The sequence below is a fragment of the Thermoactinomyces daqus genome (genome assembly GCF_000763315.1).
Taxonomy (GTDB): domain Bacteria; phylum Bacillota; class Bacilli; order Thermoactinomycetales; family Thermoactinomycetaceae; genus Thermoactinomyces_A; species Thermoactinomyces_A daqus.
This window is the reverse complement of the sequence record NZ_JPST01000012.1, coordinates 186,189-203,218: the sequence shown is the minus strand read 5'-3', so window position 1 is coordinate 203,218 and position 17,030 is coordinate 186,189. Positions and strand designations below refer to the sequence as shown.

Sequence of the window (17,030 nt, the reverse complement as noted above, 5' to 3'; positions counted from 1 at the left end):
TCTTATTTTCAAGGTGCGTTCTCTCAGTTGTGCCGATCCTCTCGGCGACAAGAAATAATATATCACTGGTTCAAAAAATATGCAAGCCTTTTTTATAAAAAATTTAGCGGGTGGGAATTTGAACCTGCCCGCTTCGACCTTCATCATCGATCAGCCCAAAATCTGAACCAACTCGATCCACTCTCCGTCCGGCCCCAGCACAAAAGCATTCTTCAGCCCGATGTCCCATGTTTTGATCTCTTGGGCAATCTCTACACCTTCTTTTTGCATCCTGTTCACTTCCGCATTGAGATCATTGGTCAAAAATAGGCGGTCAGCAAATCGAGATGGGAAGCTTCCTGCTCATGAAATCCCGTCATCAATCCGGTGACGACGTTTAACTGGGTCTCTTGGTCGATGCGCAGACAAGTCCATCCGCCGGCCGCTTGAATCCCCCCTGACAAGGCTGCACTTTCAAGCGCCCGCACCACTGTTGTTCCCACTGCAATCACCCGTTTCCCTCTCTCTTTCGCTTCCTGAATGATTCTTGCCGTTTCTTCCGGGACTGCATAGAATTCACAATTTTCCTCCGGTTGAACCCGCTCCGCATCGTCAAATAAGTAACTCAACCCAGTATGCAGGGTTAGATAGGCAATTTTTATCCCTTTCCTTTGCAAGCGAAAAAGCATTTCCCAGGTAAACGCTCGGCCGGCCGATGGAAGCTCAACCGAACCCGGCGCATTACCGTATACCGTTTGATAATAATCGAGCGGCCATGATTCGGCGGAATACTCATAATGGACCGGCTCCCCGAGTGCGTAGATTTCTTCCAACAACGCAGCCCCTTGCCGGTTGAAATCCAACGTGACAAAAGGCGGGCGAGTCTAAATCGCCTTTGCCAATAACTGCGGCGAAAATTCAAGCAGGTCCCCCGGCATCACCGATCCTCCCACCAACAATGCGTCCCAGATTGACTTATCTTTTCTGCGGGCCAAGCGAACCTCCATTCCCCTCTTTAGACACTCATCCCGACGAATCCAATTGGCCTTAAGCGAAGCCGGAATTGTACGGCTGTTGTTTAACACCAGCACATCGCCCGGGGACAAGTATTGATCAAGCTGAAAGAAGATGGTATGTCGGGATTTTCCGGTAAGCCGGTCAGAAACCATCAATTTCACATTATCCCGCCGGATTCCCTTCCGTTCCGGCAGGCTGGAGTCATTTAAAACAGGTGGCAGAACAAATTGGATCGGAGCCGCCATCGTTGATCCCCTTCTTTCCCGGCAAATGTGGGTGCATGAAGCCGTTGGCCATTGACATGACTGGACTCATCCTGTGCAAGATAGAGGAAAACACCTACCCTGTCACGCGGATCAGCCAATTCATAATCGCAATCCGGTACGGCCAGGGCATGCATCTCCGTATCCATCTCCCCGGGGTCGACTGCATTTACCCTGACTCCGCTGCCCTCCACCTCATCGGCCCAGGTTTGCGTCATTCCCTCCAGGGCAAACTTGGAGATGCCGTATGCTCCCCATCCGGCATAACCAATCCGGCCTGCTTCCGATGTGACATTGATCACTGACCCTTTTCCGCGCGCGAGCATCCCGGCCAGTACCCGCCGGGTAACCAAAAACGGATTCATGACGTTAACCCGCAAGACTTCCATAAAATCTTCCTCGGGAAAGTCGAGCAAGTACGGACTCGGACCAAAGATTCCGGCGTTGTTAATCAAAACATCGATTTGCCCAAATTCTCCCTCCGCTGTCGCCACAAACCGTTCCACATCGCGCGGGGAGGACATATCTCCTGCCATGGCCAATACTTTTACCAAGTAAGCTTGCAGCTCCTTTTCCACTTGCTTCAGATTTGCTTCCGTACGGGCGGTGAGCGCCAGTGAAGCCCCCTGTTCGGCAAAGGCATGTGCCAAAGCCCTCCCCAGTCCCCGTGACGCCCCGGTAATCATAACCACCTTATTTTTCAGTATTGGAAAAACCTCCTTATTTTTCTGAATGATTGTGGCACCACATTTTTACCCAATAAACAATTATGTTTGTTAAATGGGTAAAAATTTTTTCTTCCAAAACAACGGCCAAAGGGCTTTGCAACTCCTTTGGCCAACAAAACAAGTTATTGTTGATCAACGACCAGACGGTTCCCAAGGAGCCCTCTTTTTGTTGCAAGCCGAGAGACTCGGAAACAGTACCGCCCAGTCATTCCCGGTGCTTTATTCCGGTGAACGGATGACACGGGGCATCCGGGCAATAATCGGCGTTCCGTAGCGCAGGTTTAATTTAGGATTGGGAAGAGAGACTGTCATGTGAGAAATCCGTTTGAGTTCGGCGATTTCCCCTCCATTTTCCACCCATAACCGGTTCACTTCATCGTTCTGGGCGACCCATTCCTGATCCAGTTTCCCGCCCACATCACTGTACCTCTGCTTGGCATAGGTGCGTAAATTGTACCAGCGCTCATCCAGCAGATCGCCCGTATCCCGCCAGTGATTCAAATCGATTTTCTTCATGCGGTACAAATCGTCCAAGGCTTCATTCAAATGCCTGTCTTCCAGTGTCACGCGGGCATCCATGCTTTGGTAAGTCTCATCCAGTTTTTGATTATCACTGGTATATTGTTGATTGATCGCTTGCAGCGTTTTTGTGTACCAATTTTCATTTTCAGCATCCAATTCGCCGGCAAAACGGGAAAAGGCCTCTTTCAGTCCCTGCTCATCCATGACAGGCACAAACGTGCCTCCCCCGGCAATCGCGGCGCTATCCAATGTCTGCCGGCTTTTTTCATCCAGACTGAGCCCGATGATGTTGACGATCGTTTGTGGATTGGATTTATGTAATTGCTTCACTTCGGCAACAGGGTTTCCACCGCAGGTATCGCTTCCCCCGCTGACGATGTAGATCCGGTTCTTGCCTGTGGCCCCCGGCTTTTCAGAAAATGCGCGGGCTGTCTGTTTGATCGCCAAGGCAAGCGGTATTCCGCCGGCAGGCTGAGCTCCGTTTAAAGCCTGGTCAAAGCGGTTAGCATCATAAGCGGACAATTGGTACGCTGTCTCAACATTCCCGCAGGAAGGAGCCTGGTTCTTGGTTTGCTCTGAACCGGTCTGTCCGTAAAGGAGCAGGGCCACTTTCGTTTCCTTGGGAAGTTTGGCCGCAAATTGTTTAATGGCCTGACGAGCAAGGGCCATTTTGCTTTCCCCGTTCATCATTCCTACCATCATCCCGCTTGCATCAAGAAGAATGACAACATTCTCCTTCATTTTCGGCTTTGTCACATCCTTTAGAGCAGTCGGCTCAGCCTCGGATTTTAAACGGAGCAAAGTCGCCTTGTATTGAGGATTCTCCAATTTCGTAAATTGCTCTTCATATTCTGCATAGTTTTCCCCCAACAGTGCCAGCAACCGGCCATAAATCTCTTCCGCCTTCAAATTTTTCGGGAAAGTCTGCAACGCTGCCCGCAGCTTCTGCACATTATAACGCTTGGATGCATAAAGGCCCTGTCCATGATCCCGGACGATCAATTTGGCATCCGTGCTTGAAATCGGCGGTTTAAAATCAGCCTCTTTTTTGTCTGGCTCGCCCGCCAGTGATAAATAGCTGCAACCGCTGAGCAACATCGAACAGGCAAGGACAGCAGCCCACCCTCTGATCGTTTTGCGTTTCATTTCTTCCCTCCCATCATTGAGAATCCTCTTCTTCTGCTTATACCATACTATGCTTTCACTGGGAAAAGAAAAAAGCAAAATACAACTTTTCGTCATCTTTTTCTCAACGGCCGTTCATTCTCTCACGCACAATCGAATGAACGAGATGAACCGGCGACATCTCCCCGCCCGTAAACAAGGATACCCATTGCTTGGAAGGCAGCAATCTTTTGGCGATCTCGGCTTCATCCAACCCTCTCTCATGAAATTCCAGCGTTTTCTCCTGTAACCCTTCCAAAAAACGAAGCTTCTTTTCCAATTTGAAACGGCCGCCCTCTACAATGCCTGCGTGGCCGCAAAAAACGGTTTCGACCGGGAAAGTCAGAATCCGCTTGATCGAATCGATCATCCGGGGAACCGATTCTCCTTTCATCCCGTAATCGAGGCGGGTTCCCAAAAATAAATCACCTGCGAACAACCATTTTTTCTCTTCTTCGAGCAGGCAAATATGGTCAGGTGAATGCCCCGGGGTGCGAACAATCCGAAATCGATGGTTCGGCGTCTCCAGCCATTCGGGTACATCGACGCCCCCCATTTCCCCCCGCTTATTCCCCCAGATGATCCGACGGTAAGCTGGCATTTCCAATCGGTCAAATTCCGATTTTGTCTCAGGTGACCGGTACAAGGGAATGCGAAAGTAAGCGGCCCAAAAATCGGCGTTGCCGGCGTGATCTTCGTGAAAATGAGTGAGAACAATCTGGCGCGGATTTTTATCAGTTAAATAAGGAAGGAGTTCTGATCTTGCACGAACCGGCCCGGTGTCGATTAACAGACCGTCCACAATGTAACAACAAAAAGATAAAGGACTGCGAAAAAAACAGAAGCGTCCCCGGATCATATGAACATCTTCATTCACCGCTGTCCTGATTCGTATTTTCCTCATCTCGCCATTCTTCCTTCCTGGAAAATGACACATCGAAAAAGGCTCAGGCGCACATCTCCAGTGTTTGTTTAATCACACACCTGGTGCTTCTCCTTATTATTGTAAACCATCCTTCTTCTTCCTGTTATTTTCGCAAGCCATGAAAAAAAGCCGGTTGATTCTACCGGCTTTCACACTAACTCTTTCACCAGCCTGCCAGGGTCGGAAACATATTCTCCCAGGGTTTTTGTAAAGCGAATCGCATCCGCCCCATCCAGGACGCGATGATCAAAACTGAGCGAAACATTCATTTGCCAGCCAGCCGTGAGAACGCCTTCCCGAACGACCGGCTTTTGTTCAATGGGATGAATAGCCAGGATGGCCACTTCCGGGGGATTGATAATCGGTGTAGCCCAGCTGCCGCCAAGCGCACCGGCGTTGCTGATGGTAAATGTGCTCCCTTTCATATGCTTGGGCAAAAGTTTTCCTTCTCTCGCCCACTCTGTCAATTGTCCCAATTCCTCAGCGATTCTCTCCATACTCTTTCTTTCCACCTGATGGATTACGGGAACCAGCAAACCGCGCGGCGTATCGGTGGCAATCCCCAGAGAAACGGAAGAAAAACGCCTTACTTTCTGTTCATCTTCCAAAAAATGGACATTGAAATGAGGATGGTGTTTCAAAGTGACGGCAACCAGTTTGGCCAGAATCGCCATGTAGGTCAGACGGGGCCCTTCGGGGTCGTGAAGCCGGTTCTTGCGCCACTCCACCAATCCGTCAGCGGCCAGCTCATCAAAGTGGGTCGCGTGGGGTTTGCGCGTCACCGAAAACAACAACCGGTCAGCGATCTTGCGACGGGTGGGGATGAGGGGTTCTTCCACCCACTCCCGGGCATGCGAAGGGGCATCGACAATCCCGGTTTGCCCGTCTTCGCCGGCGGATAACAACTGATTCGATCGGGCTGCCTTCCTCACATCATCATCAGTCACCCTGCCGTGAACGCCTGTCCCCTCCACTTGCAGCAAATCAACTCCCAAATCCCGTGCCAGACGGCGGGTGGACGGCGCGGCCAACACCCTTTTCCGCTTCTTTGCCCCTGTCGCCTCCCGCAGATTCTTTTCGTCCCCGCCGGAAGCTCCCGGTGTTGGAGGCGGATCCGGTTTCTCTTCCTCCTGACCTGCGAGCCTGTATAATACTTCTCCCACCGGAACCACATCCCCGATTTTCCAGCAAAGGCTGGCAATGCGTCCGGCCGCGGGGGCAGGCAGTTCGACCACAGCCTTATCAGTCTGCACTTCAATCACAGGCTGATTTTCTTCCACCTCTTCTCCTTCCGCCACCAACCAGCGCACCACTTCCGCTTCTGCCACGCCTTCACCGATATCCGGCAAGCGAAATGCCACTGACATCCCATTTCCCTCCTCGCTTTCTTAAAATGATGCAACCTGACCGATCGCTTGTGAAACGCGCTCCACTCCGGGAAGAAAATGGTCTTCCAAAGCAAACATCGGAACCGGAGCATCATATCCGGTCACGCGGGCGATCGGAGCCTCCAAATACAAAAAGGCGTGTTCTTGGATCAGGGCAATCAGTTCGGCGCCAAGGCCCGCCGTTTTCGGAGCCTCATGAACGATGACGGCTCTGCCGGTCTTTTTGATCGATTCGATGATCGTCTCTTCATCCAGCGGATAGAGCGTGCGCAAATCGATAACGTCACAGCTGACCCCTTTTTGCTCCCACTCCCGGGCCGCTTTTTCCGCAATCGGCACCATCGCCCCCCAAGCAAATACGCTGAGATCATCCCCTTCTCTCACCCGTCGCGCTTTTCCAAGCGGCACTTCGAACCAGCCCTCGGGGACCTCTTCTTTGACGGAGCGATAAATTCGCATCGGCTCCAGGAAAATGACCGGATCCGGATCTTTGATCGCTGCGAGCAACAGCCCTTTCGCGTCGGACGGGGTGGAAGGCACGACGACTTTCAGACCGGGAATATGCACAAACAAGCTTTCTGTCGAATCGCAATGCAGTTCGGGAGCGCGAATTCCGCCTCCGTAAGGGGCCCGGATGACCAGCGAGGCGGGAAACACTCCCTGTGTCCGGGTGCGCAGGCGGGCGGCATGCGTGACGATTTGTTCAAAAGCGGGATAGATAAAACCCATAAACTGAATTTCCGCCACCGGTCGAAACCCGTTGACCGCCAGGCCGATCGACGTTCCGACAATCCCCGCTTCCGCGAGAGGCGTATCAATCACGCGCTCATCGCCGAACTCTTCCCACAATCCGTCCGTCGCCCGAAATACCCCTCCGTTTTTGCCCACATCTTCCCCGAGAACGATTACACTGGGGTCGGTCTTCAAGGCGACGCGCATTCCATCACAGATCGCCTGCACGATGGTCATCTTCGTCATCCTACTCCCCCCTTATCCTGTTCCAATTGCTTTTGTTGCCGCCTTTCATTGGGAGAAAGCTGCGCATACACATGTGCGAACAGATGGGTGGGCGGGGCGGGAGGACGGCTTTCCGCTTCCCGGATCGCCTCATCGATTCGCCGCTTGCACTCCTGTTCCCACTCTTTTTCCTCTGCTTCATTTAGAAGGCCTTCCGCTCGTAACAAGTGAATGTAGCGCTTGAGCGGGTCTTTCTTTTGCACCCACTCTGCCACTTCTGCATCGGGACGGTAGCGTTTCGCATCATCGGCTGTGGTATGGGAACCTTTGCGATAGGTTACCGCTTCAATCAAGGTCGGCCCTTGACCTGACCGGGCCCGTTTCACCGCTTCCGTCATCACATCATAAACGGCAAGCACATCATTGCCGTCAACGCGGACTCCCGGAAACCCATAGGCAGCGGCCCGTTCCGCCACCGTTTCCGACGCGGATTGGCGCGAAAAAGGAACACTGATGGCGTAGCCGTTATTCTGGCAGAAGAGAATCACCGGCACGCGAAAAACGCCTGCGAAGTTGCATGCTTCATGAAAATCGCCCTCCGAGGTGGCTCCATCTCCAAAATAGGCAACAGCAACCGACGATTCTCTGCGCAGTTTTGCCGCCCAAGCCGCCCCGACCGCATGCGGAATCTGAGTGGCGATGGGAACGGAAGGCGGAAGCAAGCGAACCCCTTCGGGCGGCTTGCATCCCTCCACCCGTCCCATCCAATAAAGCAGAATATTGGCGATCGGCATTCCGGCGATCATCGCTACCCCGTGTTCACGATAACTGGGGAAAATCCAGTCTTCCTCCTTCAGCGCCATCGCACTGCCGATCTGTGTCGCCTCCTGGCCTTCCAGCGGCGCATAGGTGCCGATCCTCCCCTGCCTCTGCAACAAAATCGCCCGGCGGTCAAACATGCGGACGAGCGTCATCTCGCGGTAAAATCGAAGTTTCGTCTCCCGGTTCAGCCGTGTCCATATCTCCATCCCCCGTCCCGACAGCGTGCCGTCCGGCAGGAGATATTGAACGAGATTTTCTTGACGCTGGTCAGTAAGCACAAACCCTACCTCCCTCTTTCCGACAAATGAAAACCGAGCAGAATCCGGCGAAGATCCGCCACTTTCTCGATGCGCTCCATCACCAGTTGATCGGCTGCCCTGCTCGTGGCAATATTCTCGGCATGCGAACGTTCATAAATGGCTAACAACATGTCATAAATCGCTTTCGTCTTGGCCAGAACCCGTTTCTCTTCGTAACCCTCCACTTCATCGGCTACCTGAATCAATCCGCCCGCATTGACAAGATAATCAGGGGCATAGAGAATTCCTTTTTCATGCAGGTAATCGCCATGACGCGTTTCTTCGAGCTGGTTGTTGGCAGAACCGACAATCGCTAGGCAGCGAAGCTGGTCGATCGTTTCATCGTTCACCACACCACCGCGGGCGCAGGGGGCGAAAATGTCACACTCCACGCGATGGATTGTATCCACTCCGGTCAATTCCACATTATCTCCGTACTTTTCTGCCAATTCCATGCAACGCTCCTCGTTGATATCCGCGATCACCACCCTTGCCCCCTCGGCAACGAGCAGTTCAACCAGGCGGTATCCCACTTTTCCCACTCCTTGGACCGCCACTTTGCGCCCGCGCAGCTCAGGTGATCCCCAAAGGTACTTCGCCGTCGCCTTCATTCCCTGCAAAACACCGAACGCCGTAGGAATCGAGGTATCCCCGCTGCCGCCGTGTTCTTTTGGCAGACCGACAATCGCCTTCGATTCTTTGGCGGCATGAACAAAGTCCTCCGCATAAGTCCCCATGTCCGTTCCCGTCAAAAAGCGCCCGTTCAATCCTTCGACAAAACGGCCCACCGCCCGGAACAATTCGGGGGTCTTATCAGTCCGGGGGTCCCCGATGATCACCATTTTCCCCCCGCCAAAATCGGCATCCGCCAAACCGCATTTATACGTCATCCCTTTGGACAAGCGCAACACATCCTCAAGCGCTTCATCCGTGGAGGAATACGGGATCATGCGACAACCGCCCAGCGCCGGGCCCAGTGTCGTGTTATGGATGGCAATGATCGCCTTTAATCCGGTCGGCCGGTGGCGGCAAAATACTACCTGCTCGTGTCCGTGCTGATCCATGAGATCAAAAATATCGCGCATCATCGCCTGATCTTCACGCTCTTGATTTTTTCCCTGATCGATTTTCATGCTTCCCATATCTCTCATCCCCATTTTTCCAGCTTGAAGCGATCAGACAAGCCTGAAAATCTCCAACCTGCTTCATCATATGACCCAAACGAAGGGGTGTGCGTTTATTCCCCTTTGAACGAAGGTTTCCTCTTTTCTGCAAAAGCTTGTACCCCTTCGAGAAAGTCCCGTGTCTGCCCCGCTCTCTCCTGCAGAACGGCTTCCGATTCCAGAGCCTCTTCCAGACTTCCTTCCATCCCCTTGTAAATCGCCTGTTTGGTCAATCCGATCGCCACCGTCGGCCCCTCCGCCAGCTTGCGCGCAAAGGCAAAAGCTTCGTCCATCAACTGATCTTCGGAAACCAAGCGGTTCGCCAGTCCGATCGCTACGGCTTCTTCCGCTTCGACATCCCGTCCCGTCATCGCAATTTCCAGCGCCCTTCCCAGCCCGACCAGCCGCGGCAAAAAGTAGCTCGAGCCGCTGTCCGGAACCAGTCCGATCCTGACGAACGCTTCGACAAACTTTGTTTTCGGCGTGATCAAACGAAAATCGCAGGCCAAAGCGAGGCTTGCTCCGGCTCCGGCCGCCACGCCGTTGACAGCCGCAATGATCGGCTTTTCCATCCCGACCATCGTTTTGATCAGAGGATTATAACGGCTGCGCACGCTGTCACCGAGTGAAATCAGCTCTCCTTTTTTTTGCATGGCGGAACGGTCGTTTAAGTCTTGTCCAGAACAAAACGCTTTCCCTGATCCGGTCAAAATGACAGCGCGGATTTCCCTGTCTTCTTTTACCTTTGTCAATTTTTCCAGAAGCTCACGGCTGAGCTGGTTATTGATCGCATTATACAGCTGTGGCCGGTTTAGCGTAAGAATTCCGACCCCCTCTTTTTTCTGCAAAAGAACCGTGCGTTCACTCAATTACGTCCCCTCCTATTTTCCTTTGAATTGCGCTTTTCTTTTTTCTATAAATGCATTCATGCCTTCACGCTGATCTTCGGTGGAAAACAGCATGCCAAACGCCAGCTGTTCAAAGTGAAGTCCCTGTTCCAGCGACATTTCCTGCGCCCTTAGAATCGCCTGTTTCGCCATTTTAACCGCCAGCGGCGGCTTTTCCGCAATCTTTTGCGCCAGGCTCAACGCTTCCGGTTCCAATTGTTCCGGAGGAACCACGCGGTTGATCAAGCCCCAGTCCAATGCCTCCTCCGCGGTAATCGGATCGCCGGTCAAGATCATCTCCATTGCCTTCCCCTTGCCGACCGAACGAGTCAACCGCTGCGTTCCACCCGCTCCCGGAATCACCCCAAGCAAAATCTCCGGCTGCCCAAAACGGGCGGTTTCCGCCGCAATAATGATGTCACAGCACATGGCCAATTCATTTCCGCCGCCTAAAGCATAGCCTGCCACCGCAGCGATGAGCGGCTTCTCCACCCGGCGGACCCGCTGCCAATCGGCGAAATAGGCGTTTCCGACAAATTGGAAAGGAGCAGCATCGGCCATTTCACTGATATCCGCTCCGGCGGCAAACGCCTTGCCCTGACCCGTAAGGATGATGCAGCCGATGTTCTCATCCCTGTCCATTTCTTCCAACACGTCTGCCAGTTCTTTCATCAACGATGTGTTTAATGCATTTAACACGCGGGGTCTGTTGAGGCGGACAATCCCGACCCTGCCTTCCCGTTCTACCAGAATCAGCGGCTCGTCCATCCGGCTTGTTCCTCCTTTTCTGTTAGAAAGCGGTTACATTTAATCTTTTATAAAAATAATCTCTTTTCTGATCATACGATTTTATTTTACCAAACAAGCGGTTGTTTGTCATTTCCTTCATGTACAGCAGCACAGCAGTAAAGACAGGAAATTCCCGGCATCCACATGCTTCGCTCAACAGAAAAAGCGCCCTTTTCCAGGCGCTTATTTGTGTGAAACGGTCTTTTGCGGCTGTTTCGCCAACACATATTTCGCTGTTTCTGAGATGCATTCTTCACAAATGATCTTGTCACGAAAGTAGAAGAGATTGTAAGAACTTCCGCACAAAATACAACTGGGGTTATATTTTTTCAGGACAATCGCATTGTTATCCACAAAAATTTCCACCCCATCGTGGGGATTGATGCTCATCAAATCTCTTAATTCCTTTGGTAAAACGATGCGTCCCAAATGGTCTACTTTGCGAACGATCCCGATTCCTTTCATCCCATGGCTCCTCTCATTACTGTTGAAAGCTGTTTCGGGAGGTGTCAGCTTGCAACAAACAAGCGAGCGTCACAAAAAGGTTGTCGGTATCGCTGTGACCGTTTATCTCTACTGGGAACCTGATGGACTCTGCGTCATTGACCCAGTTGAAGTTCCCGTGTCGGTTTGGGTGTTGCCTTCCACATTGGTCGTAGCAGAACCCGGGTTGTTTGATGTGGAAGTGTCAGTTCCCGGATTGGCTTTAGTCGGCTGATTGGTCTGATCGGGAGTATTTTGCTGACTTTCGTTATCGGTGGGTGTCTGATTTCCCGATCCATTCAATTTCTGATTGGAATCCGCCGGTTCTTCCGTGGGCTGGTCTTTTGGCGGGGTTTGCCCATCCGTTTCCGAACCGTCATCGATAATCGAATTCCAATCCGTAGCAGAAGGCTTTTTCAACAATTCGGATACCGGTTTGATATCATTGGCCAAAGCTTCGATCGGCGTATCATTGACCTCTTCCAGCGGAAGCTCTTTTCCTTCTTTCTTCGCGAGCACCCAGACAGCGTATTTCGCCGGCGACAAACCTTTCTTCGCCGCTTTTGTCTGCACTTTTTTGGGCATGGCCAAAGTGTGCACATGCAAACCGAGATGTCGGTCTTCGCTCTCCTCACTGATCACCTTTTTCAAGGAATTGATCGTGGAGACGCTCTCTTTCTCCTCTTTAATCCCTGACAGCACCACTTGGTCTTGATTGTGCAGATATCCGTTTCTTCGCGCTGCTTCCAAAAACTGAACAGCAAAATCGTCGACGCTTTCCCCATGGAAATCAGCCTGCTTCAGCAGCTTTTCCGCCGACTTGTTCAGTGGTTCAACCTTGACCACTTTTCTATCTTTATTTAAAGCGATGGCAACACTCGGATTTACATCAAGATACACATAGGTTTGTGCATAGGCTTTGTCGGGTGCCGCCGAGGACAGAATAAAAAAAGTTCCGAGCATCGCCGCAGCCGCAGTAGAAATGGCCGCAATCCATGCAGCGCGCTTCTGCTTTCTCACGGGTGATGTCTGAACGGAAATTTCTTCTCCAACCTGGGAAAGATCATTGGTTTTTGGAACTTTAACAAATTCACCATCGGTGGTTAAAATGATCCAGTGCTTCGCCTGAACCTCCATAATGATCCCTTTTCGCATCAGTCCAACCTCCCTTCTTCCCCTATAACCCAATGTAACTGCGGATCAGGGTAAGATCTTCGACCACAACAATGGTGAGGGCGATCAGGTAGTTTCGATGTCTGTTAAGCGTTCGTCTGTGCAAACCGAGTGTTTTTGCCAGATCTTTCTCTGTCTTTTTCTGGGATAAAAACTTTTGCATTAAGTTTTTGTCCGATACTAACATTTTGGCAACTTGCAACAAACTTTCCCGTGTATCCCGATGTTTCGGACTCTTTTTCGTCAATTCCTCCAACGTGATTCCGTATTTTTCCAAAGAACGGATAAAAATTTCAATCTCCAAACGGCGCAATCGGTCTGTCTCTTCTTTTTTGTGTCTTTCAAACGACAAAGCGACTAACTCTTGATTATGCGTCTCTTCTTCACGTGCACCCGGCGCAGAGAGGGGAATTGAGCGTTGATGCCTGCCTTCCTGCCTGAAATAGTCTACCAGCCGGCGCTGGATGACCTTGTAGGCAAATGATAAAAAGGTGGCACGATGTTCGGGATTATATCTCCCGATCGCTTCATCGATCGCCCGATAAGCAATCATGTATTCATCATCATGAGGTGTAACAACCCTTCTGCAGATCCGTGATGCAATTCTGCGCACGTGCGGTTCAAGTTCACGCAATAGTTCGTCTCTCTGTTCAGGAGAGTGCGTTTCTTGCACCTGTAACACGCGCATTTCCAAATCTGTTCCCCGAAACATGCAATACCGACACCTCTCCCTATGTATTTATTCGCATCGCCAACCTTGTTTTTGTCCCCACAGGCCATCAACATTTTACCATGTTCCCCGCACCCCGTCTTTTGAAGGTAATTTATTTTAAAAAATAGTATAAATTAAAGCAAGGTGTCGACTTGCATGATTTGCAGAAACAAAACAGGAAGAGGATCACCCCGGGCGGATGCCTCCTCTTCCTTCTCCCCCGTCCGTCACACACCGGCCAACCGGCGAATTTTTTCAACTGCGTGTGCATTCTCCAGCGATGAAAGATCCCCTGCATTCTCCCCCAGATAGGCGGCACGAATGACCCGGCGCAAGATTTTGCCGTTACGCGTTTTCGGCAGTTCGTCCACGATATGCACCCGTTTCGGTTTTAATGCTTTTCCCATCCGCTCTCCGACGAATCGGACCAGCTCTTCTGTCAGCGACTGAACTTCCTCCCCGTCGCCGCGTACGACAACGAAACAGACGGCGCTTTCCCCTTTGTCGGCATCCGGAACCCCGATCGTTGCCGCTTCAATCACGGACGGATGATCGACCAGAACCGATTCCATCTCCGCCGGTCCCAAACGTTTTCCGGCGATTTTCAATGTATCATCGGAACGGCCGGTGATGAACCACTGCCCCCCCTCATCGACAATGACCCAGTCCCCGTGCAGCCACGTTTTGGGCCAGCGCGACCAATAGGTATCCTCATAGCGTCTGGCATCCTGCCAAAATCCGCTGGTCATGCCTACCCACGGCTGCCGCAACACCAATTCGCCCACCTCGCCCCGAACCGTTTTTCCCTGATCATCAAACACCTCGGCGTCCATTCCGGGCAGCGGTCCGGCAAAACCGCAGGGAACGATCGGCTTGAAGAAATGGTTGCCCAAAATTCCGCCAGAGATTTCGGTTCCGCCTGAGTAGTTGAAAATGGGAACCCGCTTTCCTCCCACTTGTTCAAACAGCCAGTGCCAAGGCTCCGGGTTCCAGGGTTCCCCCGTCGAACCGAACACGCGCAGACTGCTTAAATCCCGCTGGCTGAACCACGATGTGCCATGTTTCATGAGCGCACGAATCAGCGTGGGAGAAATGCCCAGATGGGTAACGCCGTGTTTTTCCGTCAATTCCCAGAGACGTCCTGGAATCGGATAATCCGGCGTACCTTCAAATACGAGCATGGTGCTTCCCAACAGCAGAGTGCCAAAAACCATCCACGGCCCCATCATCCAACCCATATCGGTCACCCAGAACAGAATGTCCCCCGGTCCCACATCGAAGGCATAACCCGCATCAAAGGCCGCTTTGAGCGGAAATCCGCTGTGTACATGGACCGTTCCTTTCGGTTTGCCGGTTGTTCCGGAGGTATAGATAATCATAAACGGGTCATTCGCGTCCGTCACCGCAGGAGAAAGCGTTTTCATTTCTGCAGTCAATTGATCCCACTTCACATCCCGGTCCGGGTTCCACGGACAATCTCTTCCCAGCCGGCTGACCACAACCACTTTCTCCACACTCGGTGACAAATCTGCAGCCCGATCCGCCTCCTCTTTCATCGCAACCACTTTTCCCCGGCGCAAATAGCCATCAGCCGTGATCAGCCATTTCGCCTGACAGCCCTGAATCCGGGTTGCCACCGCTTCAGCTCCGTATCCGGAAAAACAGGGAGTAAAAATAGCGCCTATCCGGGCAACCGCCAGCATGGCTATCACATTTTCGGCAATCATCGGCATGTAGATAGCGACGCAGTCCCCCGCAGCCACCCCCAATTTCTTCAATCCGCATGCCAGCCGGTTCACTTCCAGCCACAGGTCGCGGTAGGTGTATTTTTTCGTCGTCCCGTCATCTCCCTCCCAGATGAGGGCCAGGCGATGCCGGGCAGCGGGTTCTTCGACAAACCGGTCCAGGCAGTTATCGGAAATGTTGATCTTTCCATCGACAAACCAGCGGGTCCAGGCGATGCCATCGGACATATCCAACACTTGCCGGTACGGCATCATCCATCGCAAGCCCAGATCATTCACAACTTCATCCCAAAACCAGGCGATATTCTTGATTGATTGTTCATAAAACCGGTCATAGTCCCGAAACCCCAGCCGTTTCATAAATCGATACAAGCGTGTCTGTTCCATTTGCTCTTGTTTTGGAAACCATACTGGCTTGTGCATCGAAAGATCACTCCATTTCTGAATAAAATCATCCCTCTATATTTTAAATCTATTATGATTATTGGGTCAAAACTTTGCATATTTCAGATATAAAATACACACTTTCACAGAAAAAAAGCTCCCATGCTCAACACATGGAAGCCCGCACATCTTTATTTCGTTTCCATTTTCAATCTCGCGGCCTCGCTCTTTTTGCGGAAAAAGAGGAAATACAGGATATAACAAAGAATAAATGCCGGAATGCCGTATTCGATCGCCGGCCGCTGCGTCGGATCAAACCACAGGCTGATCAAAGCGATCAGGTTAATGAGAAAGGCAAGAATCGGCACAACCGGATAAAGCGGCGTTTTAAAATGGAGTGCTTCCAATTTTCCGCCTTCGGCCAGGTAACGGCGCCGGAAGAAAAACTGCGATGCAGCAATGGACATCCATGCCAGAATCGCCGTCATTCCCGCGATGGAAAGAAGCACCATATAGACAGTATCCTCAGCAAATTTGTAAGACAGGAGGGAAAGGCAAGCAATTGCCATACTCAAAATCAAAGCGTTAAACGGAACACCCCGTTTGGTCAGCCTGCCGAACACCGGACTGGCCATACCGTTTTTGGACAAGGCGTACAGCATCCGCGTCGTTGCGTACAAGCCCGAGTTCGCCACGGATAACAGTGCCGTCAAGATGACAAAATTCATGATATCCGCATCATATGGAATGCCGATTTTATCAAGTACAGTCACAAACGGGCTCTCCATGACCCCAGCCTGTTTCCACGGCAATAATCCGCATAAAACAAAAACAGCCAGTCCAAAAAACAAAATCGTTCTCCACACCGTTTGCCGGATGGCGCGCGGGATCGTTTTTTGCGGGTTTTCACTTTCCCCGGAGGCAATCCCAATCAATTCCGTCCCCTGAAAGGAAAAATTGACGGCCACCATCGTAACCAGCACATTGATAAACCCATTGGGGAACAACCCGTCCTGAGTAAAGTGGCTCAAGTAGGGAGCCGCTTCTCCACCCTTCAGGTGGATGAATCCAAACATGGCAGCCCCGCCCAAAATAATGAACAAAATGATGGTAATCACTTTGATGCTGGCAAACCAGAACTCGGTCTCCGCAAATCCCTTGGCCGAGAAAGCGTTTACAACAAATAACACGACTCCAAAGATTAAGCACCATACCCAAATCGAGACATGGGGAAACCAGTGCTTCATGGTCAACCCGATCGACGTGAGTTCCAGCGCCACTGTCACGGCCCAGCCCAGCCAATACATCCATCCGACGGCAAAACCGGTGGCCGGCCCGATGAATTTGGTGGTATAATCCTGGAACGATCCTGCAGAAGGCATCGCCACAGATAATTCACCCAGGCACAACATGATCAGGTACATGCAGATTCCGCCGATTATATAAGATAATACCGCACCTAACGGCCCCGCCTGTCCGATCGTGAAGCCTGTACTGAGGAAGAAGCCCGTTCCGATCACTCCACCGAGGGCAATCATGAACAAGTGGCGGCTCTTCATCGATTGTTTCAGCTGTCCTTGCTGCTCTTGACTCGTATTCAACAGACGACCTCCCCTTTTTTTATAGCCAT

Annotated in this window: 15 protein-coding genes and 1 pseudogene; all 16 read right to left on the bottom strand. The window is 51.7% G+C overall.

All coding sequences use genetic code 11. The features are described from left to right. Positions 1 to 150: 150 nt before the first annotated feature. The 16 genes and pseudogenes from JG50_RS20965 to JG50_RS0105800 all read right to left on the bottom strand — a co-directional run bounded on the left by JG50_RS20965 (position 151) and on the right by JG50_RS0105800 (position 17,001). Complete coding sequence (locus tag JG50_RS20965; protein WP_327147039.1) at positions 151 to 270, bottom strand: VOC family protein; 120 nt, start codon at positions 268 to 270, stop codon at positions 151 to 153. 29 nt (positions 271 to 299) lie between these two features. Continuing rightward, positions 300 to 1,241, bottom strand: a pseudogene (locus JG50_RS20635) (S-adenosylmethionine:tRNA ribosyltransferase-isomerase). Continuing rightward, positions 1,202 to 1,945: an SDR family NAD(P)-dependent oxidoreductase gene (locus JG50_RS0105865; protein ID WP_052154044.1), complete on the bottom strand. Its 744-nt coding sequence runs from the start codon at positions 1,943 to 1,945 to the stop codon at positions 1,202 to 1,204. Before JG50_RS0105865 ends, JG50_RS20635 begins: the two are co-directional and overlap by 40 nt. Positions 1,946 to 2,206: 261 nt before the next feature. Continuing rightward, entirely contained in the window at positions 2,207 to 3,655 is a 1,449-nt protein-coding gene (locus JG50_RS18700; protein WP_052154043.1) for a vWA domain-containing protein, read from the bottom strand. A gap of 103 nt (positions 3,656 to 3,758) precedes the next feature. After that, a complete protein-coding gene (locus JG50_RS0105855) occupies positions 3,759 to 4,577 on the bottom strand; it encodes an MBL fold metallo-hydrolase (RefSeq protein WP_033100150.1) in 819 nt (272 codons plus the stop codon). Between the two features lie 170 nt (positions 4,578 to 4,747). Next, entirely contained in the window at positions 4,748 to 5,965 is a 1,218-nt protein-coding gene (locus tag JG50_RS0105850; protein WP_052154042.1) for a dihydrolipoamide acetyltransferase family protein, read from the bottom strand. Between the two features lie 21 nt (positions 5,966 to 5,986). Further along, the gene (locus JG50_RS0105845; protein WP_033100149.1) at positions 5,987 to 6,964 is read right to left on the bottom strand and encodes an alpha-ketoacid dehydrogenase subunit beta; all 978 of its coding nucleotides are present in this window, start codon (positions 6,962 to 6,964) and stop codon (positions 5,987 to 5,989) included. Continuing rightward, entirely contained in the window at positions 6,961 to 8,043 is a 1,083-nt protein-coding gene (gene pdhA, locus JG50_RS0105840) for a pyruvate dehydrogenase (acetyl-transferring) E1 component subunit alpha (RefSeq protein ID WP_033100148.1), read from the bottom strand. The genes JG50_RS0105845 and pdhA overlap by 4 nt, the downstream gene beginning before the upstream one ends. A gap of 5 nt (positions 8,044 to 8,048) precedes the next feature. Then, positions 8,049 to 9,149 (bottom strand): Leu/Phe/Val dehydrogenase, encoded by a 1,101-nt coding sequence (locus tag JG50_RS0105835; protein ID WP_033100190.1) that lies wholly within the window; start codon positions 9,147 to 9,149, stop codon positions 8,049 to 8,051. 152 nt (positions 9,150 to 9,301) lie between these two features. After that, a complete protein-coding gene (locus JG50_RS0105830) occupies positions 9,302 to 10,096 on the bottom strand; it encodes an enoyl-CoA hydratase-related protein (protein ID WP_033100147.1) in 795 nt (264 codons plus the stop codon). A 12-nt stretch (positions 10,097 to 10,108) separates the two neighbouring features. Then, positions 10,109 to 10,882: an enoyl-CoA hydratase-related protein gene (locus tag JG50_RS0105825; protein ID WP_033100146.1), complete on the bottom strand. Its 774-nt coding sequence runs from the start codon at positions 10,880 to 10,882 to the stop codon at positions 10,109 to 10,111. A 204-nt stretch (positions 10,883 to 11,086) separates the two neighbouring features. Then, a complete protein-coding gene (locus JG50_RS0105820) occupies positions 11,087 to 11,368 on the bottom strand; it encodes an AbrB/MazE/SpoVT family DNA-binding domain-containing protein (RefSeq protein WP_052154041.1) in 282 nt (93 codons plus the stop codon). A gap of 108 nt (positions 11,369 to 11,476) precedes the next feature. Further along, the gene (locus JG50_RS0105815) at positions 11,477 to 12,541 is read right to left on the bottom strand and encodes an anti-sigma factor domain-containing protein (RefSeq protein WP_033100145.1); all 1,065 of its coding nucleotides are present in this window, start codon (positions 12,539 to 12,541) and stop codon (positions 11,477 to 11,479) included. A gap of 22 nt (positions 12,542 to 12,563) precedes the next feature. Further along, positions 12,564 to 13,271: a sigma-70 family RNA polymerase sigma factor gene (locus JG50_RS0105810; protein ID WP_052154040.1), complete on the bottom strand. Its 708-nt coding sequence runs from the start codon at positions 13,269 to 13,271 to the stop codon at positions 12,564 to 12,566. Between the two features lie 227 nt (positions 13,272 to 13,498). Further along, entirely contained in the window at positions 13,499 to 15,439 is a 1,941-nt protein-coding gene (locus JG50_RS0105805; RefSeq protein ID WP_033100144.1) for an AMP-binding protein, read from the bottom strand. 152 nt (positions 15,440 to 15,591) lie between these two features. Continuing rightward, positions 15,592 to 17,001: an amino acid permease gene (locus JG50_RS0105800; protein WP_033100143.1), complete on the bottom strand. Its 1,410-nt coding sequence runs from the start codon at positions 16,999 to 17,001 to the stop codon at positions 15,592 to 15,594. Positions 17,002 to 17,030 lie beyond the last annotated feature (29 nt).

Bases quoted from the DNA above. Each gene is read 5' to 3' on its own strand.
- JG50_RS20965 (WP_327147039.1), bottom strand. From the start codon at position 270: ATGCAAAAAGAAGGTGTAGAGATTGCCCAAGAGATCAAAACATGGGAC.
- JG50_RS0105865 (WP_052154044.1), bottom strand. From the start codon at position 1,945: ATGATTACCGGGGCGTCACGGGGACTGGGGAGGGCTTTGGCACATGCC.
- JG50_RS18700 (WP_052154043.1), bottom strand. From the start codon at position 3,655: ATGAAACGCAAAACGATCAGAGGGTGGGCTGCTGTCCTTGCCTGTTCG.
- JG50_RS0105855 (WP_033100150.1), bottom strand. From the start codon at position 4,577: ATGAGGAAAATACGAATCAGGACAGCGGTGAATGAAGATGTTCATATG.
- JG50_RS0105850 (WP_052154042.1), bottom strand. From the start codon at position 5,965: ATGTCAGTGGCATTTCGCTTGCCGGATATCGGTGAAGGCGTGGCAGAA.
- JG50_RS0105845 (WP_033100149.1), bottom strand. From the start codon at position 6,964: ATGACGAAGATGACCATCGTGCAGGCGATCTGTGATGGAATGCGCGTC.
- JG50_RS0105835 (WP_033100190.1), bottom strand. From the start codon at position 9,149: ATGCGCGATATTTTTGATCTCATGGATCAGCACGGACACGAGCAGGTA.
- JG50_RS0105825 (WP_033100146.1), bottom strand. From the start codon at position 10,882: ATGGACGAGCCGCTGATTCTGGTAGAACGGGAAGGCAGGGTCGGGATT.
- JG50_RS0105820 (WP_052154041.1), bottom strand. From the start codon at position 11,368: ATGAAAGGAATCGGGATCGTTCGCAAAGTAGACCATTTGGGACGCATC.
- JG50_RS0105815 (WP_033100145.1), bottom strand. From the start codon at position 12,541: ATGCGAAAAGGGATCATTATGGAGGTTCAGGCGAAGCACTGGATCATT.
- JG50_RS0105810 (WP_052154040.1), bottom strand. From the start codon at position 13,271: ATGTTTCGGGGAACAGATTTGGAAATGCGCGTGTTACAGGTGCAAGAA.
- JG50_RS0105805 (WP_033100144.1), bottom strand. From the start codon at position 15,439: ATGCACAAGCCAGTATGGTTTCCAAAACAAGAGCAAATGGAACAGACA.